The sequence below is a fragment of the Cellulosimicrobium sp. 4261 genome (assembly GCF_040546915.1).
GTDB lineage: Bacteria > Actinomycetota > Actinomycetes > Actinomycetales > Cellulomonadaceae > Cellulosimicrobium > Cellulosimicrobium cinnabarinum.
In genome coordinates this window covers 19,026-42,847 of record NZ_JBEPOQ010000014.1, presented here as the reverse complement: position 1 = coordinate 42,847, position 23,822 = coordinate 19,026, and the positions used below count along the sequence as shown (strand labels likewise).

At 76.5% G+C, this 23,822-nt stretch carries 23 protein-coding genes; 7 read left to right on the top strand and 16 right to left on the bottom strand.

Annotated features, from left to right (window positions below; genetic code table 11):
* Window positions 1–30: 30 nt before the first annotated feature.
* Both ABIE39_RS15540 and ABIE39_RS15535 read right to left on the bottom strand, forming a co-directional pair.
* Window positions 31–1,047 carry a zinc-binding dehydrogenase gene (locus ABIE39_RS15540; RefSeq protein ID WP_175009477.1) on the bottom strand — a complete coding sequence of 339 codons (1,017 nt, stop codon included), beginning with the start codon at window positions 1,045–1,047 and terminating at the stop codon, window positions 31–33.
* 95 nt (window positions 1,048–1,142) lie between these two features.
* Window positions 1,143–1,832 carry an ANTAR domain-containing protein gene (locus ABIE39_RS15535; RefSeq protein ID WP_175009478.1) on the bottom strand — a complete coding sequence of 230 codons (690 nt, stop codon included), beginning with the start codon at window positions 1,830–1,832 and terminating at the stop codon, window positions 1,143–1,145.
* A gap of 219 nt (window positions 1,833–2,051) precedes the next feature.
* On the opposite strand from ABIE39_RS15535, the gene ABIE39_RS15530 reads away from it, so the two are divergent.
* Window positions 2,052–2,681: a PAS and ANTAR domain-containing protein gene (locus ABIE39_RS15530; protein WP_175009479.1), complete on the top strand. Its 630-nt coding sequence runs from the start codon at window positions 2,052–2,054 to the stop codon at window positions 2,679–2,681.
* A 16-nt stretch (window positions 2,682–2,697) separates the two neighbouring features.
* Here the strand turns inward: ABIE39_RS15530 and ABIE39_RS15525 are convergent, their stop codons facing one another.
* Window positions 2,698–3,570 (bottom strand): alpha/beta fold hydrolase, encoded by an 873-nt coding sequence (locus ABIE39_RS15525; RefSeq protein ID WP_175009480.1) that lies wholly within the window; start codon window positions 3,568–3,570, stop codon window positions 2,698–2,700.
* A 135-nt stretch (window positions 3,571–3,705) separates the two neighbouring features.
* On the opposite strand from ABIE39_RS15525, the gene ABIE39_RS15520 reads away from it, so the two are divergent.
* Entirely contained in the window at window positions 3,706–5,658 is a 1,953-nt protein-coding gene (locus ABIE39_RS15520) for an AfsR/SARP family transcriptional regulator (RefSeq protein WP_222592409.1), read from the top strand.
* A 31-nt stretch (window positions 5,659–5,689) separates the two neighbouring features.
* Here ABIE39_RS15520 and ABIE39_RS15515 read toward each other — a convergent pair whose 3' ends face one another.
* Window positions 5,690–6,262, bottom strand: coding sequence for a TetR/AcrR family transcriptional regulator (locus ABIE39_RS15515; RefSeq protein WP_021483352.1), 573 nt, complete (start codon window positions 6,260–6,262; stop codon window positions 5,690–5,692).
* Window positions 6,263–6,340: 78 nt separating this feature from the next.
* Between ABIE39_RS15515 and ABIE39_RS15510 the strand changes: the two genes are divergently transcribed.
* Window positions 6,341–6,919, top strand: coding sequence for a dihydrofolate reductase family protein (locus ABIE39_RS15510; protein ID WP_175009482.1), 579 nt, complete (start codon window positions 6,341–6,343; stop codon window positions 6,917–6,919).
* A 29-nt stretch (window positions 6,920–6,948) separates the two neighbouring features.
* Here ABIE39_RS15510 and ABIE39_RS15505 read toward each other — a convergent pair whose 3' ends face one another.
* From ABIE39_RS15505 to ABIE39_RS15470, 8 genes are all read right to left on the bottom strand, one after another.
* Window positions 6,949–7,773 carry an anti-sigma factor gene (locus tag ABIE39_RS15505; protein ID WP_209829282.1) on the bottom strand — a complete coding sequence of 275 codons (825 nt, stop codon included), beginning with the start codon at window positions 7,771–7,773 and terminating at the stop codon, window positions 6,949–6,951.
* A complete protein-coding gene (locus ABIE39_RS15500; RefSeq protein ID WP_074803869.1) occupies window positions 7,757–8,338 on the bottom strand; it encodes an RNA polymerase sigma factor in 582 nt (193 codons plus the stop codon). The genes ABIE39_RS15505 and ABIE39_RS15500 overlap by 17 nt, the downstream gene beginning before the upstream one ends.
* Before the next feature lie 88 nt (window positions 8,339–8,426).
* The gene (locus ABIE39_RS15495; RefSeq protein ID WP_354052449.1) at window positions 8,427–9,152 is read right to left on the bottom strand and encodes a class F sortase; all 726 of its coding nucleotides are present in this window, start codon (window positions 9,150–9,152) and stop codon (window positions 8,427–8,429) included.
* Window positions 9,149–10,030: a DUF4397 domain-containing protein gene (locus ABIE39_RS15490; RefSeq protein ID WP_354052447.1), complete on the bottom strand. Its 882-nt coding sequence runs from the start codon at window positions 10,028–10,030 to the stop codon at window positions 9,149–9,151. Before ABIE39_RS15490 ends, ABIE39_RS15495 begins: the two co-directional genes overlap by 4 nt.
* Window positions 10,031–10,178: 148 nt before the next feature.
* On the bottom strand, window positions 10,179–10,832 hold the full coding sequence (locus tag ABIE39_RS15485) for a fasciclin domain-containing protein (protein WP_354052445.1): 654 nt from the start codon (window positions 10,830–10,832) through the stop codon (window positions 10,179–10,181).
* Window positions 10,833–10,973: 141 nt separating this feature from the next.
* Window positions 10,974–12,617, bottom strand: coding sequence for an ATP-dependent DNA ligase (locus ABIE39_RS15480; RefSeq protein ID WP_354052443.1), 1,644 nt, complete (start codon window positions 12,615–12,617; stop codon window positions 10,974–10,976).
* A gap of 47 nt (window positions 12,618–12,664) precedes the next feature.
* On the bottom strand, window positions 12,665–13,699 hold the full coding sequence (locus ABIE39_RS15475; protein WP_354052441.1) for a cation diffusion facilitator family transporter: 1,035 nt from the start codon (window positions 13,697–13,699) through the stop codon (window positions 12,665–12,667).
* Window positions 13,696–14,100, bottom strand: coding sequence for an ArsR/SmtB family transcription factor (locus ABIE39_RS15470; RefSeq protein WP_354052440.1), 405 nt, complete (start codon window positions 14,098–14,100; stop codon window positions 13,696–13,698). The genes ABIE39_RS15475 and ABIE39_RS15470 overlap by 4 nt, the downstream gene beginning before the upstream one ends.
* Before the next feature lie 160 nt (window positions 14,101–14,260).
* Here ABIE39_RS15470 and ABIE39_RS15465 point away from each other — a divergent pair, with 160 nt between their 5' ends.
* Window positions 14,261–15,493, top strand: a complete 1,233-nt coding sequence (locus ABIE39_RS15465) for an SLC13 family permease (RefSeq protein ID WP_354052438.1) — start codon at window positions 14,261–14,263, stop codon at window positions 15,491–15,493.
* A 136-nt stretch (window positions 15,494–15,629) separates the two neighbouring features.
* On the opposite strand, the gene ABIE39_RS15460 is transcribed toward ABIE39_RS15465, so the two are convergent.
* Both ABIE39_RS15460 and ABIE39_RS15455 read right to left on the bottom strand, forming a co-directional pair.
* Window positions 15,630–15,710, bottom strand: a complete 81-nt coding sequence (locus ABIE39_RS15460) for a toxin-antitoxin system HicB family antitoxin (RefSeq protein WP_354052490.1) — start codon at window positions 15,708–15,710, stop codon at window positions 15,630–15,632.
* A gap of 315 nt (window positions 15,711–16,025) precedes the next feature.
* The gene (locus ABIE39_RS15455) at window positions 16,026–16,571 is read right to left on the bottom strand and encodes a GNAT family N-acetyltransferase (RefSeq protein ID WP_086150066.1); all 546 of its coding nucleotides are present in this window, start codon (window positions 16,569–16,571) and stop codon (window positions 16,026–16,028) included.
* Between the two features lie 145 nt (window positions 16,572–16,716).
* Here ABIE39_RS15455 and ABIE39_RS15450 point away from each other — a divergent pair, with 145 nt between their 5' ends.
* The 3 genes from ABIE39_RS15450 to ABIE39_RS15440 all read left to right on the top strand — a co-directional run bounded on the left by ABIE39_RS15450 (window position 16,717) and on the right by ABIE39_RS15440 (window position 22,388).
* Window positions 16,717–18,426 carry an alpha/beta fold hydrolase gene (locus ABIE39_RS15450; protein ID WP_175009490.1) on the top strand — a complete coding sequence of 570 codons (1,710 nt, stop codon included), beginning with the start codon at window positions 16,717–16,719 and terminating at the stop codon, window positions 18,424–18,426.
* A 117-nt stretch (window positions 18,427–18,543) separates the two neighbouring features.
* Window positions 18,544–20,463, top strand: coding sequence for a heavy metal translocating P-type ATPase (locus ABIE39_RS15445; RefSeq protein WP_175009491.1), 1,920 nt, complete (start codon window positions 18,544–18,546; stop codon window positions 20,461–20,463).
* Window positions 20,464–20,612: 149 nt separating this feature from the next.
* The gene (locus tag ABIE39_RS15440) at window positions 20,613–22,388 is read left to right on the top strand and encodes a SpoIIE family protein phosphatase (RefSeq protein ID WP_175009492.1); all 1,776 of its coding nucleotides are present in this window, start codon (window positions 20,613–20,615) and stop codon (window positions 22,386–22,388) included.
* A 10-nt stretch (window positions 22,389–22,398) separates the two neighbouring features.
* Here the strand turns inward: ABIE39_RS15440 and ABIE39_RS15435 are convergent, their stop codons facing one another.
* Together ABIE39_RS15435 and ABIE39_RS15430 are read right to left on the bottom strand one after the other, a co-directional pair.
* Window positions 22,399–23,163, bottom strand: coding sequence for an MOSC domain-containing protein (locus tag ABIE39_RS15435; RefSeq protein ID WP_354052435.1), 765 nt, complete (start codon window positions 23,161–23,163; stop codon window positions 22,399–22,401).
* An 11-nt stretch (window positions 23,164–23,174) separates the two neighbouring features.
* Window positions 23,175–23,720, bottom strand: coding sequence for a carboxymuconolactone decarboxylase family protein (locus ABIE39_RS15430; protein ID WP_354052433.1), 546 nt, complete (start codon window positions 23,718–23,720; stop codon window positions 23,175–23,177).
* Window positions 23,721–23,822: the final 102 nt, after the last annotated feature.

The window sequence follows — 23,822 nt, the reverse complement described above, 5'->3', positions numbered from 1 at the left end:
GGGCACCCTAGCAGCCGCGGTCGCCCACCGTCAGGGGCGCAGCAGCGCCTTAATCGCGCGCCGCTCGTCCATCGCGGCGTAGCCCTCGGCCGCGTCGTCGAGCGAGACCTCGAGGTCGAACACGCGCGCGGGGTCGATGCGCCGTTCCAGCACGAGGTCGAGCAGCTCGGGCAGGTACCGGCGCACGGGCGCGGGCCCGCCGGACCAGTGCACGTGCCGGTAGAACATGTCGACCGCCGGGAGGTCGACGCCGTGCGGCAGCCCGACGACCCCGACGTGCCCGCCCGCACGGACGGCACCGAGCGCCTGGTTCATGGAGTCCTGCGTGCCCACCGCCTCGACGACGCTGTGCGCGCCGAGCCCGTCGGTCAGCTCGCGGACCCGCTCCACGCCCTCGTCGCCCCGCTCCGCGACGACCTCCGTCGCGCCGAACGCGCGCGCGAGCTCCTGGCGCGGCGCGTGCCGGCTCATCGCGATCACCTGCTCGGCGCCGAGCTGCGCGGCGGCGAGGACCGCGAGCAGCCCGACGGCGCCGTCGCCCACCACGACGACCGTCTTGCCCGGGCCTGCCTCGGCCGCACGGGCGCCGAACCACCCGGTCCCCAGCACGTCCGACGCCGTGAGCAGGCCGGGCAGGAGGTCGTCGTCGGGGCGTTCCGGCGTCGCGACGAGCGTCCCGTCCGCGAGCGGGACGCGCAGCAGCTCGGCCTGGGCGCCGCGCACGGGCTCCCGGTGCACGCACGACGTCTGGTACCCGGCCCGGCAGATCGGGCACGTGTTGTCGGACGCGAAGAACGACCCGACGACGAGCTGTCCCGGGCGCACGGTCCGCACGTCCGCGCCGACCTCCTCGACCGTGCCCACGTACTCGTGCCCCATCGCGACGGGGTGCTCGACCCGGTTGACGCCGCGGTACGTCCACAGGTCCGACCCGCACACGCACGCGGCCTCGACGCGCACGATCGCGTCGGTCGGCGCGAGCAGGCGCGGGTCGTCGCGCCGCTCCACGCGGACGTCGTACGGGGTGTGGATGACGGTCGCGCGCACGGGGGCTCCTCGGGGTGGGCGGGTGGCGGTCGGGACGTCGTCGAGCCTACGGCGACCGGTGGCGCGGGGCCTGTGCGGCCGTCGAGAGCCTGAGGTCAGCCGTCGTCGGTCCGGAGCGTCTGGACGGCGTGCTCCTCGTCGTAGGCGAAGCTGAGCCGCCTCGTGACGACCTCCTCGGCGACGTCGTCGAGCGTCGTGGACCGGGCGTAGGCGTGCGCCCGGAGCACCGCGAGCGCGTCGCCGGGAGGGATGCGGAGCTGGGCGGTGACCATGCCGGTCGCCTGGTGGACCTCCGCGCGGGGCGCCCAGTCCAACGAGTCCAGGTCGCCCAGCAGGGAGAGCCCGATGGTGTCGGCGAGGAGCTGCACGTCCTCCGGCCCCCGCGCCAGCGTCCGGGAGGAGGTGACGAGGCTCAGCACGCCGACGACCCGCCCTCCCGCGTGCATCGGCACGGCGTGGTACGCGCCCGGGCCCGTGATCGCCTCGACCGCGTGGGAGAAGACGGGGAAGTCGTGCTCGTCGCGGCCGTCGTCGGCCCCGCTGACGACGATGTGGTCCTCCGAGAGGGCGCGCTGGACCGGGCCCTCGCCGATCACCTCGCCCAGCCCCTCGATCCGAGCCGCGAGGCCGTCCGCCGTGGACACGGTGAGCCGGTCGTCCGCCGTCGGCGCGACGGTCAGCGCCGCGCTCCGGGCTCCGAGGACGGTCGCGGACGCCTGGCACAACCGCGTGGCCAGGGGGAGGCTGCGGTCGGCCCGGGAGAGCGCGCGAGAGAGCAGTTCCAACAGATCCGGCGCGGCGCCCACGATGTGCCTCCCTCCCTCGCGCACGGTCAGTCTGACAGCGCACCCCGCACTCGCTCGTCGGCGGCGGGCCGACGCTCCGACGCGCTCCGTCACGGGCAGTCCCCGGACCGGTTGCAGGAAACCGACGCCGGGCTAGAGTCCCCGGAGTCGAGTCTGGACCTGGCTCACCACCCCGCTGAACGACGACGGAGACGACCCATGTCCGTGGAGAACCCCGCACCGCTGCACCCTGTCTCGCTCGGCGACGGCGCGACGCCCGGGCAGTTCCGGGTCGACCTCGCGACCGACGCCTGGTGGTGGTCGCCGGAGACGTACCGCCTGCACGGCTTCGAGCCCGGGGAGGTCGTGCCGACGACGTCGCTCGTGCTCGCCCACAAGCACCCCGACGACCGCGACCGCGTCCGCGACCTGCTGGAGCGGGCCCGCGTCGACGGGGAGCCGTTCTCGAGCATGCACCGCATCATGGACGCGCGCGGCGGGGAGAGGGTCCTCGTGCTCGTCGGGCACGGCCGCCGCGACCGCGACACCGGCCGGCTCGTCGAGCTGATGGGCAGCTTCGTCGACGTGACGGTCGCCGTCCGGGACCGGGCGGAGCAGCAGGCCCAGCGCGACATCGCGGCCGCGGCCCGGAGCCGCGGGCCGATCGAGCAGGCCAAGGGCGTCGTCGCCGCCGCGCTCGGGGTGGGAACGGAGCAGGCGTTCGGGCTCCTCAAGCGCGTCTCGAACGACCGCAACGTGCGTCTCCGGGAGCTCGCCCGGCGGGTCGTCGAGGAGGGCACCGTGCCGAGCCCGGACCGGGCCCGGCGCGTCGTGTCCCTCCTGCGGTAGGCGCCGGGCCGGACGGTCAGCGCCGCGCGAGCGACCGGACGACCGCGGCGACGTCTCCCGGCGCCTCCTCCGCCAGGAAGTGGCCGGCCGTCGTCGTGAGGTGCTCGAGGTCGGGCGCCCAGCGCCGCCAGACGCCCGCGGCGTCGTACCCGAGCTGCGCGCCCCAGTCCTGCTGCACCACGGCGACGGGCATCGCGAGCCGGTCGCCCGCGTCGAGCGACGCCTGGTCGTGCTCGACGTCGACCGTCGCGGTCGCGCGGTAGTCGGCCACGATCGAGTCGACCGCGTCGCGGCTCGACGCGAGGTAGTGCGCGCGCACGTCGGCGGGGATCGCGGCCGGGTCCTGCGTCCACGCGTCGAGGAAGGACCCGAAGAACGCGTCGGCGCTGTTGCGGATCATCGTCTCCGGCAGGCCCGGGGGCTGCGCCATGAGGTACAGGTGGAACGCGACGGCGGCGTCCACGCCGTGCAGCACGGCCCACGTGTCGAGCGTGGGCACCACGTCGAGGATGCCGAGGTGGCTCACGCGGTCGGGGTGGTCGAGCGCCGCGCGGAACGCGACGAGCGCGCCGCGGTCGTGGCCGACGAGGACGAACCGGTCGACGTCGAGCGCGTCGGCGAGCGCGACGACGTCGGCGCCCATGGTGCGCTTGGCGTAGACGTCGGGCGTCGTGGCGGCGGGCTTCGCGCTCTCGCCGTAGCCGCGCAGGTCGGGCACGAGGACGCGGTGGTCGCGCGCGAGGTCGGTCGCGACGTGCCGCCACATGTGGCGCGTCTGCGGGAAGCCGTGCAGGAGCACGACGGGCGTGCCCTCGCCCGCGGTCTCGGCGCGCAGCGCGACGCCGGGCGCGACCTCGACGGTGCGGGTCTCGAAGCCGGGGATGTGCATGGGGTGTCCTCTCTCGGGGCGGTTCTCGGCCGTGCCGGGGTCGTGCCCGGCCGGCTCGTCGCCATCCTTCGGGCCGCGGATCAGTGTCCGATCAGTGCCGTCCGATCAGTGCCCCGGTGCGGCGAGAATGGCGGGGTGGTGGAGCTGCGCGTCGAGGTGCTCGGGCCGGTCCGCGTGCTGCGCGACGGCGCGGACGTCGACCCCGGCGGACCGCGCCAGCGCGAGCTCCTCGCGCGCCTCGCCGCCGCGCGCGGGCGCCCGGTGCCGTTCGACCGCCTCGCCGACGACCTGTGGGACGAGCCCGGCGCGGGGACGGGCGACCGGCGCGGCGCGCTCGCGACGTTCGTCGGCGACCTGCGGCGGCGCCTGGAGCCCGGGCGCGCGCCGCGCACGCCCCCGCGCGTCCTCGTCACCGCGCACGGCGGCTACGCGCTGCGGCTCCCGGACGACGCGCTCGACGCGGCGCGCCTGGAGGCGGCCGTCGCCCGGGCGAGCGCGTCTCCCGGGGCCGGGGACGCGGCGTCGGGCACGACGCGCGCGCTGGCGGACGCCGTCGCCGCCTGGCGCGGCGAGCCGTACGCCGACCTGCCGGAGCGGGAGTGGGTCCGGGCCGAGCGCCGGCATCTCGTCGAGGTGCACGCGCGCGCCGTCGAGCTGCTCGCGGACGCGCTGCTCGGCGAGGGCCGGGCCGCGGAGGCGGTCGTCGTGCTCGACGCGCACGCCGCCGCGCACCCGTGGCGCGAGCACGCGTGGGCGCTGCTCGCGCTCGCGCTGTACCGCGACGGGCGGCAGACGGACGCGCTCGACGTCCTGCGGCGCGCCCGCCGCCGCCTCGCCGACGAGCTCGGCCTAGACCCGGGCCCCGAGCTCGTCCGGCTCGAGCGCGACGTGCTGGGCCACGCGGCGTCGCTCGACGGCCCGACGCCGGGGCCGCGCCTCGCCGTCACGGCCCCCACCGGCTCGCGCACGCACCTGCGCTCGACGGTCGACGTCGCGCGCACGCTCGCCGTCGCCGGGGGCGACCACCTCGCGACCGCGCAGGAGCAGCGCGTCGCCGCGGCGCTCGCGGCCGAGGCGACCGGCGACCCGGTGCTCGCCGCCCGGACCGTCACCGCGTACGACGTCCCGGCCGTCTGGACCCGGAGCGACGACCCGGTGGCGGCCGACGCGCTCGTCGGCGTCGCGCGGCGGACCCTGGGGCGCCTCGGTCCGGGCGCGGCGCCGGTGCTGCGCGCGCGTCTGCTCGCGGTGGTCGGCATCGAGCACCGCGGGACGCGCGACGCGTGGGCGTGGGCCGCGGCGGAGGACGCCGTCGGGATCGCGCGCGACCTCGGCGACCCGGCGACGCTCGCGCTCGCGCTCAACGCGCAGTTCCTCCAGTCCTTCCAGCGGCCGGGCGCCGGTCCCGAGCGGGACCGGACCGGCGCCGAGCTCGTCGCCCTGGCGGAGGACCACGACCTCCCGACCTTCGCGATCCTCGGCCACCTCGTCCGGATGCAGGCGGCGGCGGGCGCGGGCCGGTTCCCCGACGCCGACGCCCACGCCGCCGCGGCCGAGGACGTCGCGGCAGGCTACGAGTCACCCGTGGTCCCGATGCTCACCGCCTGGTACCGGGCGATGCGCGACGCCGAGACCGCCCCGCCCGACGCCGCGGCGCGCGCGTACCGCGCCGCCGACGACCGGCTCGCCGGGGTGCGCATGCCCGGTGTGCGCGACGGGCTGCTCCCGCTCGCGCTCCTCACCGTGCGCATGCGGCACGGGCGACCGCTCGCCGGGATCGAGGCCGCCGACCTTGGCCCGTACGCCCCGTGGGCGGAGCCGCTGCTCGCGCTCGACGCCGGCGGCCCCGACGCCGCCGCGCGGCTCGCGCGCGCGGCGCCCGAGCCGCCCGCCGACCACCTGCGCGAGCTGCTGTGGGCGCTGCGCGCGGAGACCGCCCTGCGGCTCGGCGACCGCTCCCTCGCCGGGCAGGCCCGACGCGCGCTCGCCCGCACCCCCGACGAGCTCGCCGGGGCCGGGTCGGGCCTGGTCTCGCTCGGGCCCGTCCGCGGCTGGCTCGACCGGCTCGACGGGCGCCGCGCGTCGTAGGAGCGGCCGTCCGGGGTGGGCGTGAGGCCGCTCAGCGCTCCGGGAGCAACCCCGCCACGAGCGCGTCGACGACGTCGTCGGTCGGGATGTCGGGGTCGATCGGCGTGGTGAGACGGTCGAGGAGCAGCCCGTCGATCGCGTAGTGGAACAGGGCGATCTCCCGGCGTCCGCCGGGCAGGCCGGCCGACCGGTTGAACGCGACGTCGGCCTCGAATCCCGCGCGCAGCCACGGGCCGAGAACGGCCGCGAGCTCGCCCCGACGGCCGGACTCGAGCCGCAGCTCGAACAGGGCTCGGGTGACGTCGGCGTCGGTCGACAACCGGCGCACGATGTCGCGGAGGTAGTCCGCGAACAGCGCGCGGTCGGGCGTCTGGGCCGCGCGTCGGGCGAGGTCCTCGGGTGCCGGCGCGAGCCGCTCTCCGATGCGCTCGAAGAGCCCCGCGACGAGGGCGTCTCGGCTCCGGAAGTAGTTCGACGTCGTGCCCGTCGGGACCCCGGCCTCGTCGTCGATCGCGCGGTGCGTCAGGCCGCGCGACCCCTCGCGCGCGAGCACGGCGATCCCGGCGTCCGCCAGGGCGCTGCGCCGTGCGGTGTTCTTCGCCATGCGCCGAGGCTATCGCAACCACTGCACCTGTTGTAGTCTCACCGACAACCACTTCATCTGTAGTTGTCAGGAGACATGATGCGTGAGCTGACCTACTACGTCGCCGTGAGCCTCGACGGGTACATCGCCGGGCCGGGGGGCGAGTTCGACGCCTTCCTCGCCGAGGGCGACCACATGGCGCCCATCTGGTCCCGGTACCGCGGCACGGCGCCGACGGACCTGGCCGGGGCCGCCGGGCTGCCGGTCGCCGACGGCCCCTTCGACACCGTCCTCATGGGCTGGAACACCTACGCCGTCGGCCTTCCCGACCACCACCTGCCGAACCCCTACCGGCACCTGCGACAGATCGTCTTCACCCGCACGCACGAGGCGCCCGAGGGGAGCGAGGGGGTGCTGTTCACCGGCGCCGACCCGGTCGAGACGGTCCGCGCGCTCAAGCGGGAGGACGGCCGGGGGATCTGGCTGTGCGGCGGGGGAGCGCTCGCCGCCGTGCTCGTCGACGAGATCGACCGGCTCGCGCTCAAGGTCAACCCGGTGATGCTCGGCGCCGGGGTCCCGCTGTTCGGCGAGCGGGACTACGCGCCCCTCTCCTGGCGATCGACGGGCACGCAGACGTTCCGCTCCGGCGTCACGCTCGCGGAGTACGCGCGGGCGTGAGTGCCGGTCCCGGCGCGACGACCGTGCGCCTAGACGTCGAGCGGTCCCCGCACGACCGAGTCGCCCGAGTGGGACGGGTCGCCGTCGAAGTGCTCCTCGGAGACGTCGACCACGGGGAACTCGGCGAGGTCCAGGCCGTCAGGCACGTCGAAGCGACCCTCCGTGCCGTCGAGCACGCCGAGGCTCACGAGGCCGCTCAGGTCCTCCGCGAGCAGCCACACCTCGCGGTACGTGCCGTCGGGCGCCGGCGCGTCGACCGTCACGACGACCTGGCGCCGCCCGTCGGGCCGCTCCTCGACGCGCGCGTCGCCGCTCGCGCCCTGCCAGTCGGGCAGCGGGTCGAGCGTCGCGCTCGCGACCGTCGTCTCGGGCGGCTCGACCTCGCGGCGCTCCCAGAGGATGCCGCCCACGCCGCCGACGACGAGCGCGGCCGCAGCCGCCGCCGCGACCGGGACCCACACCCGACGGCGTCGCGGGGCGAGCGGCACGACGACCGCCGTGCCGGTCGCGCCGGTCGTGCTGTCGTCCGGCGCCTCCGGGCCCGTCCCGGCCGCGGCCCGCGGGAGCGTCGGACCTGCGGGAGCGTCGGTGACCGCCGCGGGGGCGACGACGGGCGGCGCGGCGGTGCCGCTCGTCAGGCCGAGCTCGGCCTGGACCCGCGACCACACCGCGGCGTCGGGGGCGACGAGGTCGTCGGCCGCGTCCGCGCCGTCGAACGCGTCGACGACGCGGGCGAGGCGGGCGATGGCGTCGGCGCACTCCGCGCAGGAGGACAGGTGCGCGCGCGCGTCGTCGTCGAGCACGTCCTCGCCGAGCGCGAGGAGCGCGAGGGTCTCGTCATCGATGTGCTGCACCGTCCACCTCCAATCGGTCGCGCAGCCGGATCAGGCTTCGTCGTACGTGGCTCTTGACCGTACCCAGCGGCAGGCCGAGCTCCTCGGCGATCTGCACGTGGGTCAGGTCGCGGAAGAACGCGAGCTCCAGGATCGTCCGCCCCGGGTCGCCGAGCCGTCGCAGCTCCTCGGTGAGGAGCACGCGGTCGGCGACGCGCCCGACGTCGGTGTCCTCGCTCGCCGCGCGACCCGGGTCCGGGGCGGTCGTGGCCGCGGCCTCCTCCGACCGGCGGACCCGCGAGCGGGCCTCGTGCGCGTCGGCCACCGTGTGCCGCGTGATCCCGACGAGCCAGGCCGGGAGCCGGGCCCGGTCGGGGTCGAACCGGGACCGGCCGCGCCACGCCGCGACGAAGACCTGCTGGGTGACGTCCTCGGCGTCGGCGCGCGTGCCGAGCGAGCGCAGCGCGATCGTGTGCACGAGCGCGGACCAGCGTCGGTAGGCCTCGGCGAGCGCCTGCTCGTCGCCGTCGGCGAAGTCGCGACCGAGGCGCCACAGGTCCGGGTCGGTGGTCCCGGTCTCGGTCACGTTCAGGGCGGGTCCTCGAGGGTCGGTGCCGACCACCCGGGCGGCAGCGGCGAGCGGGTAGCAGCGATCGTAGCGCCCGTGCGGGCCGTCACCGCGCGGGGACCGCGGTCACGACGACGTTGTCCGAGTACGAGCGTCGCTCGGCGTCCCAGCGGCCGCCGCACGTCACGAGGACGAGGCGGCGCTCGCCGTCGCGGTCGAACAGCGCGTCGAGCGGGACGTCGGGCTTCGCGATGCTCCTGATGTCGGTCACTGTGTAGGTGTACGAGGTGCCCGTCGCGTCGACGACGTCGACGCTCGCGCCCGTCGTGATCTCGCGGAGCCGCGCGAACGGCCCGACGCCGTCCGGGTCGTCCACGTGCGCCGCGACCAGGGTCGTCCCGGTGGGGCTCGCCGGGGCCGGGCCGAACCGGTACCAGGCGGCGACGTCCCCGGAGCCCGGCAGCGCCATGCGTCCCTCGGGGTCGACGCCCGCCGCCTCGACGGGCAGGTCGATCCCGAGGTCACCGACGACGACCCGTACGGGCGCCGGGGGTGGGGGAGCCGGGACGTCCCGGGCCGGGCGCACCGGCACCGGTGCGTCCCGGGCCGGCCCGGGCGTCCCCGCGGTCTCCTCCCCGCCCTGGTGGGGGGCCGGGGTGGGGAGGGGGTCGGCCGTCGGTCCGAGGAGTCCGTCGGTCGACCCGTCGGCGGGCGGCAGGGAGCATCCGCCGACGACCGCTGCGGTGACGAGCACCGCCCCCAGGAGGCTCCGGAGGCCGGCCCGCGCGCCCCGGGCGGGGCGCGCGGGACCGGCGGTCGTGCGCTGCGTCATGCCGTCCGGTCGCTCCGGACGGCGTGGGCCGCGTGCTGCTCGCGCCACGCGCGTGCCAGCATGACGGTCGCGGCGACGAGCAGGAGGCCGAACAGGGACGCGCCGAACGCGATGGCGACGCCCGTCGCGGTGCTGCTCGGCGCGTCGGCCGCCGCGAGGCCCGAGAGCCCGGCCGGGACGCCCGACGGCGAGGAGTGCAGACCCTCGACCGTCTGGGTCGCGAGGGCGAGGTTGCCCGCGTCGAGGCTGCCCCACGCGTACGCGATCGTGTTGACGCCCTCGGCGACCGTGAGGTCGGCCGGGCCGAGCACGGGCTCCGTGGTGCCCGCGGCGGCGATCGACGCCGAGATCGTGCCGGCCGGCAGGTCGAGCACGGCCTCCTTCGGGTTCTCCAGGCCGGTCACGACCGCCTCCCCGCCCGCGAGGACGTCGACCGCGGGCGCCGCGGCGACGTGCCGCACGGTCAGCCGGCCCTGGCCCGCGGCCGTCGGCTTCGTGTCGTTCGTGAAGAGCGTCGCGGTCGGCTGGCCGCCCGCGTCGAGGTGCGCGACGGCGGTGTAGCTCGTGCCGCCCGCGAGCTGGAGGTCGACCGGGCCGATGACCGGGGAGCTCGTGTCGGTCGCGTCGGGCGCGGTGATCGCGACCGTGTACGTCCCGGCGGGGAGATCGAGCGGACCCGCGAGGTCGCCGGGCTGGAAGTCGTCGAGCGTGAGCTCGTCGTTCACCCAGACGTCCACGGGCGTGTCCGGCACGCCGTGCAGGACGGAGAGCGAGGCGCCGTCGTCGGTGGCGGCCTGGGCGGGGAGCGCGACGGCCCCCAGCGCGACGAGGGTCGCTGCGCCCGCGAGCGCGGCGGTGCGTCGTGCGGTGCGGTGCATGGTGTCCTCCGGTGGTCGAGCCCGGTCCGTCCCGGGCGCTCGATCTGCTGACACCCCCTCTTCCCCCGCAGGTGCGGATCTGGATGCACACGCATCAAAAAAAGTGCCCGGCCCCGCGGGTGCGGGGCCGGGCTCGGGGTCGGGCTGGTCAGAGGTTCTGCGGTCGCAGCACCGCGCTGATGCCGTGCGCGATCTGGACGTTGCCCTTGTTGAGGTCGAGCTTGCTCTTCACGAGGAACGGGTCGAGGTCGTTGCGGTCCTGGTCGACGAGGCGGACCAGGGCGAGGCGCTTGCTCAGCACGTCGACCCGGAACGTCGCGCCCTGCGCCGTGGTGAGGACGGCGTCGTCGGACCGCAGCGCGGTGCCGGAGTCGATCGTCGCTCCGGGGACGACGTGGTAGAGCAGGACCTGCTCGATCGCGTCGATGCCGACCGCGCCGGCGAGCGAGGTGAGCACGCGCTCCTCGGTGGGCTGCCAGCGGTGCGTGAGGTCGAGCGCGAGGAGCTGGAACGCCCGGTCGTTCGGCAGGAACGCGGTGAGCGGCACCGTGCCGTCGGCCAGGACCGCCACGGGACTGTCCGGCTTGGCGGCGAGGACCGCGGCCACGGCCTGGTCGACGATGTCGAAGTCGTACCAGTTGCGGTCGAACGTGTCGCCGTCGGCCGCGAGCACCGAGGCGAGGCTCGCGGTGCCCGACGGCGGCGCCGCCGAGGGGGCGGGTGCCGCGACGGCCGGTGCGGCCGCGGCGGTCAGGGCGAGGAGCGCGGCTCCTGCCGCGGTGAGCGTGCGTCGGAGGTTCATCGTCGAGTCCCTTCGTCGTGCACGGGACGGCGGAACGCCGTCGGACGCCGGTGCGGCGTCCACCTCTCCTTCACCCGGACCGCCGCCCGCGGATGCACCCACCGCCGGACGGCCTTCCGCCGCGCTCGACGCGCCGTCCGCTCAGCCCTCCGCGTCAGGTCCGTCCGTCGCGCCGCCCCCGAGCGGTCGCGCGAGCGCCCGGACGGTGTCGATCGTGTCCGCCTCGGCGGCCGTCTTGTCGTCGCGGTACCGGACGACGCGCGCGAAGCGCAGCGCGAGCCCGCCGGGGTAGCGGGTCGAGCGCTGGAGGCCGTCGAACGCGATCTCGACGACCTGCTCGGGGCGCACGTGCACGACGTACCCCTCGTCGGCGGTCCGGAGCTCGCGGAAGCGCTGCGTCTGCCACGCGAGCATCTCGTCGGTCATGCCCTTGAACGTCTTGCCGAGCATGACGAACCCGCCCTCGGGGTCGCGCGCGCCGAGCCAGATGTTCGACAGCCACCCGCTGCGCCGGCCCGAGCCCTGCTCGACGGCGAGCACCACGAGGTCGAGCGTGTGCCGTGGCTTGACCTTCACCCACCCGGCGCCGCGCCGCCCGGCCGCGTAGGGCGCGGCGAGCGACTTCACGACGACGCCCTCCTGGCCCTCGGCGACGGCGGCGTCGAAGAACGCGGTCGCGGCCGCGGCGTCGTCGGTCACGAGGCGGCGCACGGCGAGCGGCCCCGCCGCGTCGGCGAGCAGGTCGTCGAGCACGGCGAGCCGGTCGCGCAGCGGCTCGTCCAGCAGGTCGCGACCGTCGGCGTGGAGCACGTCGAAGAAGAAGGGGGAGAGCTCGAGCGAGGCCGCGAGCTCGGCCTCCTCGGCGGCGGTGCGCTCGCCCTGGGTCGCGGAGCGGGCGGCGGTCTCCTGGAACGGGCGGGGGACGCCGTCGGGCCCGACGACGAGCGCCTCCCCGTCGAGGACGAGCGCCCGGGCGGGGAGCGCCCGCACGGCCGCGACGATCTCGGGGACGCGCGCGGTGATGTCGTCGAGCGAGCGCGTGAAGACGCGTACCTCGTCGCCGTCGCGGTGCACCTGGATGCGGATGCCGTCGAGCTTGAGGTCCACGGCGACGGCGGTGCCCGACGGGTCGCCCGGTGCGGCCCCGAGCTTGTCGAGCGCGGCGCCGACGTCGGGCGCGGACTGCGCGAGCATCGGCCGGACCGCGCGGCCGACGGTGAGCCGGAACGTCGCGAGCGCCTCCGTCGCGGCCTCCGGGCCGCCCGCCGTGAGTGCCGCGCGGGCGACCGGCCCGGTCGCGCCCGCGAGCATGACCGCGCGGCGCACCGTGTCGGCGGGGACGCCCGCCGCCTCGGCGACGGCGTCGACCACCACGGAGTCGAGTGCGCCCTGGCGCAGCTCGCCCGAGACGAGCCCGGCGAGGAGCGACTGCTCGCGCGCGGTCGCGGCGCCGAACAGGGCGGCCGCCTCGGCCTGGCGCGCGGTGGCCGACCCGGGGCCGGAGAGGTCCGCCATGCGGGCGAACGCGGTATCGACGTCGGTCAGCGTGAGGCCGGGTTCCTCGGCGGGGGCGGGGAGGTCGCGCAGCGACCGCCACCCGAGCCCGGTGCGGCGCTGGCGCAGCTCGCCCGCGAGGTACGCGACGGCGATCTCCACCTCCGCGCTCCCGGCCTCGGCGTCGTCCGCGACGCGCCGCAGCAGGTCGGCGATGGCCGCGCGCTTGGCGAGGCGCGAGCGCGTGGCGGCGACGGCGTCGGACGTGGCGGCGACCTCGGCGAGCAGCATGCCCCATCCTCGCGCCGACCACCCACGCCTCGCCCGCCGGGGCGCGCTCAGGGGGAGGGGGCCACCACGACGTCGACCCGCCCGACCGACGGCAGGACGTGCCGCAGCGCGTCGTCGGCGCAGGCCGACGTCCGGTCGGCGACGGCGACCGAGGTCTCGGGCGGGACGAGGACGCGCGCCTGCACGGTGAGCCGGTGCCCTGCCCAGCGCAGACGGACGTCGTCCACGCCGTCCAGACCGTCCACCGCGTCGAGCGCGCGGCGGGCGCGGTCCGTGAGCGCGGGGTCGACGCCGTCCAGCAGCCGACGGCCGACGTCGCGCGCGGTGCCCCACAGGAGGACGAGGATCGCGACGGTGATGAGCAGGCCGACGGCGGGGTCGGCGAGGGGGACGCCGACGAGGACACCGAGCGCGCCGAGCACGACCGCGAGCGAGGTGAACCCGTCCGTGCGCGCGTGCACGCCGTCGGCGACGAGCGCGGCGGAGCCGATGCGGCGCCCGACGCGGATCCGGTAGACGGCGACGGCCTCGTTCCCGGCGAACCCGACGACGCCCGCGGCGACCACCCACCCGAGGTTCTCCACGGGCTGCGGGTCGGCGAGGCGCCGCACGGACTCGACGCCTGCGACGACGGCCGAGAGGGCGATCATCGCGACGATGAACAGGCCCGCGAGGTCCTCGGCCCGGCCGTAGCCGTGGGTGTACCGGCGCGTCGCGGCACGACGACCGAGCACGAACGCGATCCACAGCGGCACCGCCGTGAGCGCGTCGGAGAGGTTGTGCACCGTGTCGGCGAGGAGGGCGACCGAGCCGCTCACCGCCACGATGGCGAGCTGCGCGAGCGCAGTGAGCCCGAGGACCACGAGCGAGACCTTCACCGCGCGGATGCCCTGGCCGCTGGCGACGAGCTCGTCGTCGATCGAGTCGGCCGCGTCGTGGGAGTGCGGCACGAACACCTCGTGCAGCCAGCCGCGCAGGCCCGTCGGGTGCGCGTCGTGATGATGGTCGTGGTCGTGGTCGTGGTCGTGGTCGTGGTCGTGCGGGTGGTCGTGGCCGAGGACGGCCGGCTGCGGCGCGGTCATCGCGCGGCCTCGTCCGCACTGCCCGCGGCCGGCTTCTCCGCCGCCCGGTGCGCGCCGTCGGCGTGATGCTGCGGGTGGTCGTCCACCGCGTGCTGCGCCTGGAAGACGGCCTGCGTCACGAGCGTGCGCGCGTGCTCGTCGATCAGCGAGTAGAAGACGCGGTTGCCCTCCTGGCGCGCACGGACGATCCGGCCCCACCGGAGCTTCGCGAGGTGCTGGGAGACCGCGGTCGGTGACTTCCCCACCACCTCGGCGAGGGCGTTGACCGGGAGCTCGGCGTCTCGCAGGGCGAGGACGATCCGGACCCGCGTCGCGTCGGCGAGCAGCGAGAACACCTCGGCCGCGAGCTCGACGTAGGGGCTCTCGGTACCGAAGGTGCAAGCCTTCGTATCTTCACGCATACCCAGATAGTAGCGGTCCGGCTGACCCCCGTCCTTGCTCGGACGACCCCGTCGGTCTCGCCGTCCTCGACGCCTCACGGGCGGAGCCGCGCCCCCGTGGCTGCGAGGGCACGAGCCTCCGGCCCGCCGAGCGGGGCGCACCGGTCGTACAGTGACCGCCGTGACGACCGAGCCTCCCGCTGATGTCGGCGCGGACTCCGGCGCCGCCGCGGGCACGGCTCACCGGCGACGCCGCCGTCGTCTGCCGCCGTGGTTGCTCGCCGCGGTGGTCGTCGTCGCGCTCCCCGCGACGGGGCTGCTCCCCGCGGCGGACGCGCGCGACCTGCTCGTGCGCACCGGGCCGGTCCTGGTGTTCCTCCTCGCCATCACGGTGGTCGCGGAGCTGTGCGCGGGCGCGGGCCTGTTCGACGCCGTCGCTGCCCGGGCGGCGCGGCTCGCCCGAGGTCGGCGGATCGTGCTGTGGGTGCTCGTCGTGCTGCTCGCGACGGCCAGCACCGTCGTGCTGTCGCTCGACACGACGGCGGTGCTCGTCACGCCCGTCGTGCTCGCCCTCGCCCGCCGCACGGGCACCAGGCCCCTGCCGCTCGCGCTCACCGTGCTCGCGCTCGCCAACACGGCGTCGCTCCTCCTGCCGGTCTCGAACCTCACCAACCTGCTCGCGGCGGACCGGTTCGGCACCGGGTACGTCGGGGTGATGTGGGCGCCGGCGCTCGTGGTCCTCGCGGTGACGGTCGTCGTGCTGCTCGCGCTGCACGGTCGCCACCTGCGGGGACGGTTCGACCTCGTGGGTCCCGGCCCGACGCCGCCCGACCGGGTGCTCCTGCGCCTCACCGGGGCCGTCGTCGTGCTCCTCGCGGTCGCGTTCGCGCTCGAGCTGCCCGTCGCGCCGACGGCGCTCGCGGGTGCGGCGGTGCTCGCGCTCGCGACGTGGTGGCGGCGCGTGCGCCCGCTCGTGCCGGTGCGCGAGATGCTGCCGTGGCGGTCGGCGCTCGTCGTGGCGGCGCTGTTCGTGGTCGTGGAGACCTGGCACGCGCACGGGCTCGGCGACCTCCTCGCCGCCGTCGCGGGCACGGGGACCGGACCGGGCGACCTCGCCCGCCTCGCCGCGACGGGCGTCGTCGCGGCGAACCTCGTGAACAACCTGCCCGCGTTCCTCGCGCTGCTCCCCGCGGCGGGCGAGGACGTCGAGCGGCTCGCGACCCTGCTCGTCGCGGTCGACGCCGGACCGCTGATCACGCCCTGGGCGTCGCTCGCGACCGTGCTGTGGTGGCAGCAGTACCGCCGTCACACCTTCGGGCAGGAGGCACCGCCCGCGTGGCACGTGATCCGCCAGGGCCTCGTGCTCGCGCCCCTCGCCGTCGCGGCGGGGGTCGCCGTCGTGGTGCTGCGCTGACCGGCGAGATCCGGCATCGCGGCCGGCGTCTCGGTCGCACGCGGTACCGGGCTCGAGGTCGCGGCCTGGGAGGGCCGAGCGGTACGACGGAGCCCGCGCGAGAAGGTAGCTCTCGGGACGCGCGCTTCGTGCTCTCTCAGGCGGAGAGCTTGTGGTTGGCGAGACGGTTCATGGAGATGCCCTGCGCGGCAGCCTCCTCGACGAGCCGGCGGTGCATGGCCGGGGGATCCGCACACGGAACTCGCCGGAGTAGTGGCGCTCGGACAGGGGCTCGGGGACCTCTTCGCCAGAGGCTGCCAGGTCCTCGACCACCTCGGAGGCGAGCTTCCGGATCCCGGCGAACGCGGCGGCCGACTCGGGCTCGAGCCAGGAGAGGGAGGGTAGCTCGAGAACCGTACCGACGAACTCTCCGTCGTCTGCGGACCAGGACACGCGGTAGCTGTAGTGCTCGGCGGCGTTCACTTCTCCTCCTCCGTGGAGTCGTTCTCCTCGTGCATGGCCTCGATCCTGGCCATCGCCTCGTGGACTTGTCTCACAGGCGGTCGAACGGGGCGGCGTAGGTGAACCGCCCGGCGTGCTCGCCGCGCCAGGCGCTCAGGGCGCGCGCCTGGAAGTAGTCCCCCCACGCCGGCTCGGGAGCCTCGATGCCCAGGGCGCTCGCGGGCACGAACCCGAACCGGGAGTAGAGCGCCGGCTCCCCGAGCAGCACCACGACCGGTTCGCCGAGGGCGTCCGCCGCACCGAGGATCGTGTGCATCAGCGCGGAACCCACGCCGCGCCGCTGGTGGTCGCGACGGACGCTGAGCGGTCCGAGACCGAGCGCCGGCCGGCCCCCGAGCTGACCGCGGGTGGCGACGACGTGCCCGACCACCTGGGGGTCGTGGGACCCGGTCTCGGCGACCAGCGACAGCTCCGGGATCCACCCCGGGTCCTCCCGCAGCCACCCGACCAGGGTGGCCTCGCCGGGTGCGCCGTCGGGCTCGACCGACGGCGCGGCGTGCTCGACCGCGGAGAAGGCGTCCACGGTGACGGCCCGGATCGACTGGACGTCCGACGGGCGCTCGCGTCTGATCAGCATGCCGACACTCTCGACGGGCGCACGACCGAGGGCAACGGAAATCGCTGCCGCCGCTCCCGGGAGGACCGGTGACCGTGCCGCGCGTCGGCCCGGGTGCGCTCCTCGCGGGGCCGTGGTCGGATGGGGAGCGATGACTTCGCGATCGATGACGACACGAACCGTCCGCGCCGCCGCCTCGTCGCTGGCGGCGGTCCTCCTGCTCGGCGGGGTACCCGCCGCGGCCGTCGCGGGCCCGGGGGGTGAGCCAGCCCGCACCGGCGCCGCCACGGCGTCGGCCCGCACCGGACCCGCCACGACGACGCCCGCCCAGGTCGAGGCCCCCGTGCCCGAGATCGCGTGGGGGCCGTGCGACGGCGACGGCCTCGAGGCGTTCGAGTGCGCGACGGCGCAGGTGCCGACCGACTACGACCGCCCCCACGGCCGCACGACGACCATCGGCCTGACGCGGCTCCCGGCGTCCGACCCCGAGCAGCGGATCGGGAGCCTGTTCACCAACTTCGGCGGCCCGGGCGGCCCGGGCGTCGAGACGCTGCACCTGCTCGGGGGCTCGCTCTTCGACGACGACGTGCTCGCCCGGTTCGACGTCATCGGGTTCGACCCGCGTGCCGTCGGGACGTCCGACCCCGCGACGTGCTTCCGCGACCAGGACCGCGAGAACGCGTTCCTCGCGGGCCTGCCCGCGTTCCCCGTGACCGACCGCGAGGAGGCGCGCTACCTCGGCCAGATGGCGGCGTTCGGGGCGTCGTGCACGCTGTTCTCGGGCGACCGGATCGCGCACGCGTCGACGGCGAACGTCGCGCGGGACATGGACCTGCTGCGCCAGGCGGTGGGCGACGAGCAGCTCAGCTACGTGGGGTACTCCTACGGCACGGTGCTCGGCGCGACGTACGGGGCGCTGTTCCCCGACCGCGTCCGCGCCCTGGTGCTCGACGGCACGATGGACGTCGACGCGTGGTCGGGCGTCGGGTCGCGCGAGCTGATCGGCGCCCGGATCGGGCAGGCCGCCGGCGCGACCGAGACGTTCGGCGAGTTCACGCGGCTGTGCTCGGAGGCGGGGCCGTCGGCGTGCGCGCTCGCGTCGCTCGGCGACCCGGCCGACGTCGTCGAGGCGACCTACGCCGCGCTCCGCGAGGCGCCCGTCGACGTGCCGCTCCCCGACGGCACGAGCGTGCGCGTCGGGTACCCGGACACGGTGGCGCTCGTCTTCCAGTACCTGTACGAGCCCGCCGCGTGGGGCGACCTCGACCTCACGCTCGCGTCGCTCGCGGTGCTGAGCGGCGCCGTCGAGCCGCCCGCGGCCGCGGACCGCCAGCGCACGCTCGGTGCCCTGCCCTCGCTCGGGGAGCTGCTCCGCCGCGCCGGGTTCGCCGAGGACTACGCGTCCGTCGGCGGCGCGCTCGCGAGCCTGTGCGTCGACACGACGACCCCCGGCCGGCCGTGGCAGTACCCCGCGAAGGTCGACGCGCTCGACGCGCAGTACCCGCACTTCGGGCGCTTCCGCGGCTGGGTGGGCGTCCAGTGCGAGTTCGTGCCCGTCGAGGACCGCGACGCTTTTACGGGCCCGTGGGACCAGACGACGGAGGCTCCCGTGCTCGTGGTCGGCACCCGGTTCGACCCCGCGACGCCGTACGGGTTCACGCAGCCCTACGCCGACCGCTGGCCCGACGCCCGCGTGCTCACCGTCGAGGGCTGGGGCCACACGATCATCGGCAAGAGCGCGTGCGCGGACGGCGCCGTCGCGCGGTACCTCGTGGACCTCGACGCCACCGACGGCGCCACGTGCGAGCAGGACGTCGTGCCGTTCCAGGGCCCGTCGGTCCCGCTCGGGGAGGCGCTGCGCCTGCCGGTCGTCTGACCCGCTGACCTGCGGACCCGTCGACGCGCCGACCCGCCGGACGGTGCCCGCTGGTCCCGTGCGGTCGCGGCCGTTCGGCCCTACCGCCAGGTCCCGGCGTCTGCCCACCCTGGAGGCATGACCGGACCGGGCCACCGCGTGACGGAGGCCGCCCGGCGCTACCCGTGGGTGGTCGCCACGGTGGCGGTGGGCGGTCTCGGCGGCGTGCTCGAGGCCTGGGGCCCGGACCGCTCGGCGCAGGTCGTGGTCTCGGCGTTCGCGCTCGTGCTCGTCGTGGTCCGGGCGCGGGGGATGGTGGCGGACCTGCGGGCGGGCGCGTACGGCGTCGACCTGCTGGCCGTCCTGTCCGTCACGGCCACGGTGCTCGTGGGGGAGTACTGGGCCGCGCTCGTCGTGTGTCTCATGCTCTCGGGCGGCGAGGCGCTCGAGGACTACGCGAACGGGCGCGCGCGGCGCGAGCTCTCGAGCCTGCTCGCCGGCGCCCCGCGCGTCGCCCACCGGGCCGGGCCCGGCGGGGAGCTCGAGGACGTCCCCGTCGACGACGTGCGCCCCGGCGACGAGGTGTGGGTGCGGCCCGGGGAGGTCGTCCCGGTGGACGGCGTCCTGCTCAGCACGGCGGCCACGTTCGACGAGTCGTCGCTGTCCGGGGAGTCGCTCCCGGTGGAGCACCGGCGCGGGGACGTCGTCCTGTCCGGGTCGGTGAACGGCGGCGGCGCGGCGCAGGTCCGGGCGACCGCGACGGCCGCGGGCTCGCAGTACCAGGCGATCGTCGAGCTCGTGAAGCAGGCGCAGGAGTCCAAGGCGCCGTTCGTGCGCCTCGCCGACCGCGTGGCGGTGCCGTTCACGGTCGCCGCCCTCGCGCTCGCCGTCGTGGCGTGGGTGCTCAGCGGTGAGCCCGCGCGCTTCGCCGAGGTGCTCGTCGTCGCGACGCCGTGCCCGCTGATCATCGCGGCCCCGGTCGCCTTCATGTCCGGCATGTCCCGCGCGGCGCGGAACGGGATCATCGTGAAGTCGGCCGGGACGCTCGAACAGCTGTCGCGCGTGCGCACCGTCGCGTTCGACAAGACGGGCACGCTGACCCACGGGGCGCCGGTCGTCGTGGACGTCCTGCCCGCGGGCGGCCGCACGCCGGATCACGTGCTCGCGCTCGCGGCCGCGGTCGAGCAGTACTCGGTGCACCCGCTCGCGGCGGCCATCGTCCGCGCGGCCCAGGAGCGGGACCTCGCGCTGCCCGCCGCACGGGACGCGACGGAGGAGACCGCCCGGGGAGCCCGCGCGACGGTGGACGGCCACGCGGTGGCGGTCGGCCGGCTGGCCTTCGTCGTCGCGGGCGCGCCCGCGGGCGTCCCCGTGCCCGGCGCGGGCCGCAGCGCCGTCCACGTGGGCGTCGACGGCGCGTACGCCGGGACCGTGCTCCTCGCCGACGAGCTGCGGGCCGAGGCCCGCCCCACCGTCGCCGCCCTCCACGCCGCGGGCGTGCGGACCACCGTCATGCTCACCGGCGACGGCGCGGCGACCGCCCGGCACGTCGCGGACCAGGTGGGCATCGACGACGTGCGCGCCGGCCTCCTCCCGCAGGACAAGGTCGACGCCGTCCGCGGGCTGCCGGACCGCCCCGTGATGATGGTCGGGGACGGCGTGAACGACGCCCCGGTCCTCGCGGTGGCCGACGTCGGCATGGCCATGGGCGCACGCGGCTCGACGGCGGCGACCGAGTCCGCGGACGCGGTCGTCGTCCGGGACGACCTCGCGCGCACGGTCGGCGCCGTGCGGATCGGCCGCCGCACGGTGCGGGTCGCGTGGCAGGCCATCGGCATAGGGATCGCCCTGTCCGGGCTGCTCATGGTCGTGGCCGCGACGGGGCGTCTCCCCGCGCTCGCGGGGGCGTGGCTCCAGGAGGTCGTCGACCTCGCGTGCATCCTGTGGGCGCTGCTCGCCACCCGCCCGGGCAGGGACGAGACGCCGCCCGGACCGTCCCGGACGGCGTCCACGGTCCCGGCCGTCGAGCCGCTCGTGCCGGCGGCGTCGGCCCGCTGACACCCCGCGCTCACCCGACCCGCGCGCGGGTGGCGCGGGTGGCGCGGGTACCGACGCGTCGAGGTGCGTCCCCGCGGGCCGCCGCCGCGTGCGACAGTGTTCCGGGCGTTCGAGCACAGGACGCCCGCCGCCCGACCGTGAGGCGCCCCGTGGCCACCTCGACCTCCCCGTCCGACCCCCCGGCCGCCGCCCTGGCCGAGGCGGAGCGGCTCGCCGTCGCGCTCGAACGTCGGGCGATGTCCGCGAGCGACGTGTCGTTCACCATCGCGGACGCGCGCGCCCCCGGCATGCCGCTGGTGTGGGTCAACCCGGCGTTCACGGCCACGACCGGGTACACGGCGGACGAGGTGCTGGGCACGAACTGCCGGTTCCTCCAGGGCCCGGCGACCGACCGCGACGCGGTCGCGCGGATCCGGGAGGGCGTCGTGGACGCCCGGACCGTGGGCGAGACGCTGCTCAACTACCGCAAGGACGGCACGCCGTTCTGGAACCAGCTCACCATCTCGCCCGTGCACGACGAGCTCGGCACCCTCACGCACTTCGTCGGCGTCCAGGCCGACGTCACGGCGCGGGTGGAGACGGCACGCTCGCGCGAGGCGGCCCTCGACGCCGCGATCTCCGCGAACCACCGGCTGACCACGACCACCCGGCTCGTCGAGCGGCTGGGCGAGCTCCTCGGCACGGAGGACGTGCTCGCCGAGGCGGCACAGGCCGTGGCCGAGGTGTTCTCGTGCTGGGCGGTCGTCGTGACGTACCCGGGTGGGCGCTCGCGCACCGACGTCGCGTCCCACGACCCGGCGCTCGCCGATGCCGCCCGGCGCCTGTCCCGGACGCCGGGCTGGGCGGACCGCTCGCTCGCCGCGGTCGATGTGCTCGGGGGCGGCGCGCGGTTCGCGTGGCCGTTCGACGTCACGCCCGACCTCGTCTCGCCGCACGCGGACGAGGAGGAGCTCGCCGCCATGCACGAGCTCGGGCTCGGCTCCGCGATGTCCGTCGGGCTGCGGGCCCGCGGCCGGATCGTCGGCGTGCTCGCCGTGGTCAGCGCGCAGCCCGGGTTCTTCGAGGACGAGGACGCCGTGATGTTCGAGGACCTCGGCCACCGGATCGGCCTCCTGCTCGACAACGCGCGGCTCTACGAGCGCGAGCGCGACGCCGCGCACACCCTGCAGGAGCGCATGCTGCCGCGGCTCGGATCCCTCGACGGGCTGGACGTGGCCGTGGTCTACCGGCCGGCGGGAGGTGGGTCGTCCGTGGGCGCCGCGGCGGTCGGCGGCGATTGGTTCGAGGCGATCGAGCTGCCCGACGGCCGCGTGCTGCTCGTGGTGGGGGACGTCGTCGGGCACGACATGCACGCCGCCGCCGCGATGGGTCAGATCCGGTCGGCGCTCCTCACCGTCGCGGCGGACGGCACGACGCCCGAGGAGGTCGTCGAGCGCCTGGACGGGCTCGTGAAGCGCTTCGGCCTCGCGGACGTCGCGACGTGCGTCGTCGCGACGCTCGGGCCGTCCGACGCGGACGGCGGGCGCGAGCTGGTCTACTGCCGGGCCGGCCACCCGCCGCCCCTGCTCCGCACGCCCGACGGCGCCGTCCGCCCGCTCGACGAGTCGCTCACCACGCCGATCGGGGTCGTCACGCCCCGGCCCGTCACGGCCGCCCGGCTGCGGCTGCGTGCCGGGAGCGCGCTCGTGCTGTACACCGACGGCCTCGTCGAGTCCCGCGCCCGGGGCCAGCGCGAGGGCGTCGCGGAGCTCGCGCGGGCCCTCGGCCGCGCCCCGGCGGACGCGGAAGCTGCCGCCGTCCGGGACCACCTGCTCGACCAGGCAGGGGGCCGCAGCGACGAGGACGACACGTGCCTGCTCGTCGTCCGCCTGCCGCGCGGGGACGAGGCCGCGGCGTCCGACGGCGGTGCGCCGCCCCACGCCTGAGCGGCGGGCGCTACGGACCCTCGGCGAGCGGCCCCCGCAGCCGCGCCCGGTCGTCCTCGGTCCCGCACCGGAGCCGGCGCGCGAGCGTGTCGCGCCAGCGCGCGGGGAGCGTCGGGAGGGCGGCGAGCGCCGCGGCGGCCGCGAGGTCGTCGCGGTCGACGTTCAGCACGCGGTTGACCTCGCGCACCGTCGCGCTCCGGTCCGGCCGGTCGACGACGACGGCGGTCGCGCCCGCCCGCACCGTGCCGGGCGTGAGCACGCGCAGGTACCAGCCCGTGCGGCCCGACGCCTGGACCCGGTCCGGGAGGTCGACGAGGTCGTGGACCGCCGCGAGCTTGTAGCAGGGGCGGCGCGGCATGCTCACCTGGAGGGTCGTCGTGCCGAGGGCGAGCACGTCGCCGAGCAGCAGGTCGTCCTCGGTGAGCCCGCGCATCAGGAGGTTCTCCCCGAAGGCGCCGGGCGGGAGGTCGACGCCGAGCTCGTCGCGCCACGCCGCGTAGTGCTCGACCGGGTAGACGCACACCGCCTTCTCGGGGCCGCCGTGCACGCGCCGGTCGGCCTGTACGTCGCCCTCGAGCCCTTCCGCGCCGACCGCGACGGGGTCGGCGCGCGGCTGCTTGCGGAACGCCGTCGGCACCTCGCGCCCGCGGTGGGCCACCGTGCCCACCCCGCCGGTGCGCACCTCCAGCACGACGGCGCTCGCGGGCCCCGGGGCGGGGGCGGCGGGGGAGCGCGGTGCGGCGGGGTGGGACGGTGCGGCGAGGGGGGACGGCACGGTGGCTCCTCTCAGGCGGCGCGGCGCAGGCCGACGGCGGGGAAGTCGACGGGGACGTCGAGCGCGACGTTGACGTAGTTGGTGAACAGGTTGAGCGCGACGTGCGCGACGACCTCGACCACCTGCTCGTCGGTCCATCCCGCGTCGCGGACCGCCTGGACGTCCTGCGCGGTCACGTGGCCGCGCTCCTCGACGAGGGCGAGCGCGAAGCGGAGCAGCGCCTCGACGCGCGGGTCGGACGCGGTGCCGTCCTGCGCGGCGGTGAGGTCGTCGCGCGCCACGCCGGCCTTGCGCCCGAGCGCGGTGTGGGCGGCGAGGCAGTACTCGCACGCGTTCCGGTTCGCGACGGCGACGGCGATCTGCTCGCCGACCGCGGCGCCGAGCGTGCCGGTGCCGAGGGCGCCGAACGCGCCCCACATGCTCTGCAGGGCGGCGGGCGAGTTCGCGACCGCCCGGAACATCGCCGGGACGCCGCCGAACGCGGCACGGACCTGGTCGAGCCCGTCGGCGACGGGGCCGGTGGCGGACTCGGGGCTGACGAGGGGGACACGGGACACGGGGATCTCCTCCGGGTGCGGGACGCCGGCCCGGGGCGGGCCGACGTGCTCCAGCCTGGTCGTTCGCGCCGGACGACGGGGAACGAATCGTCCTCGGAACGT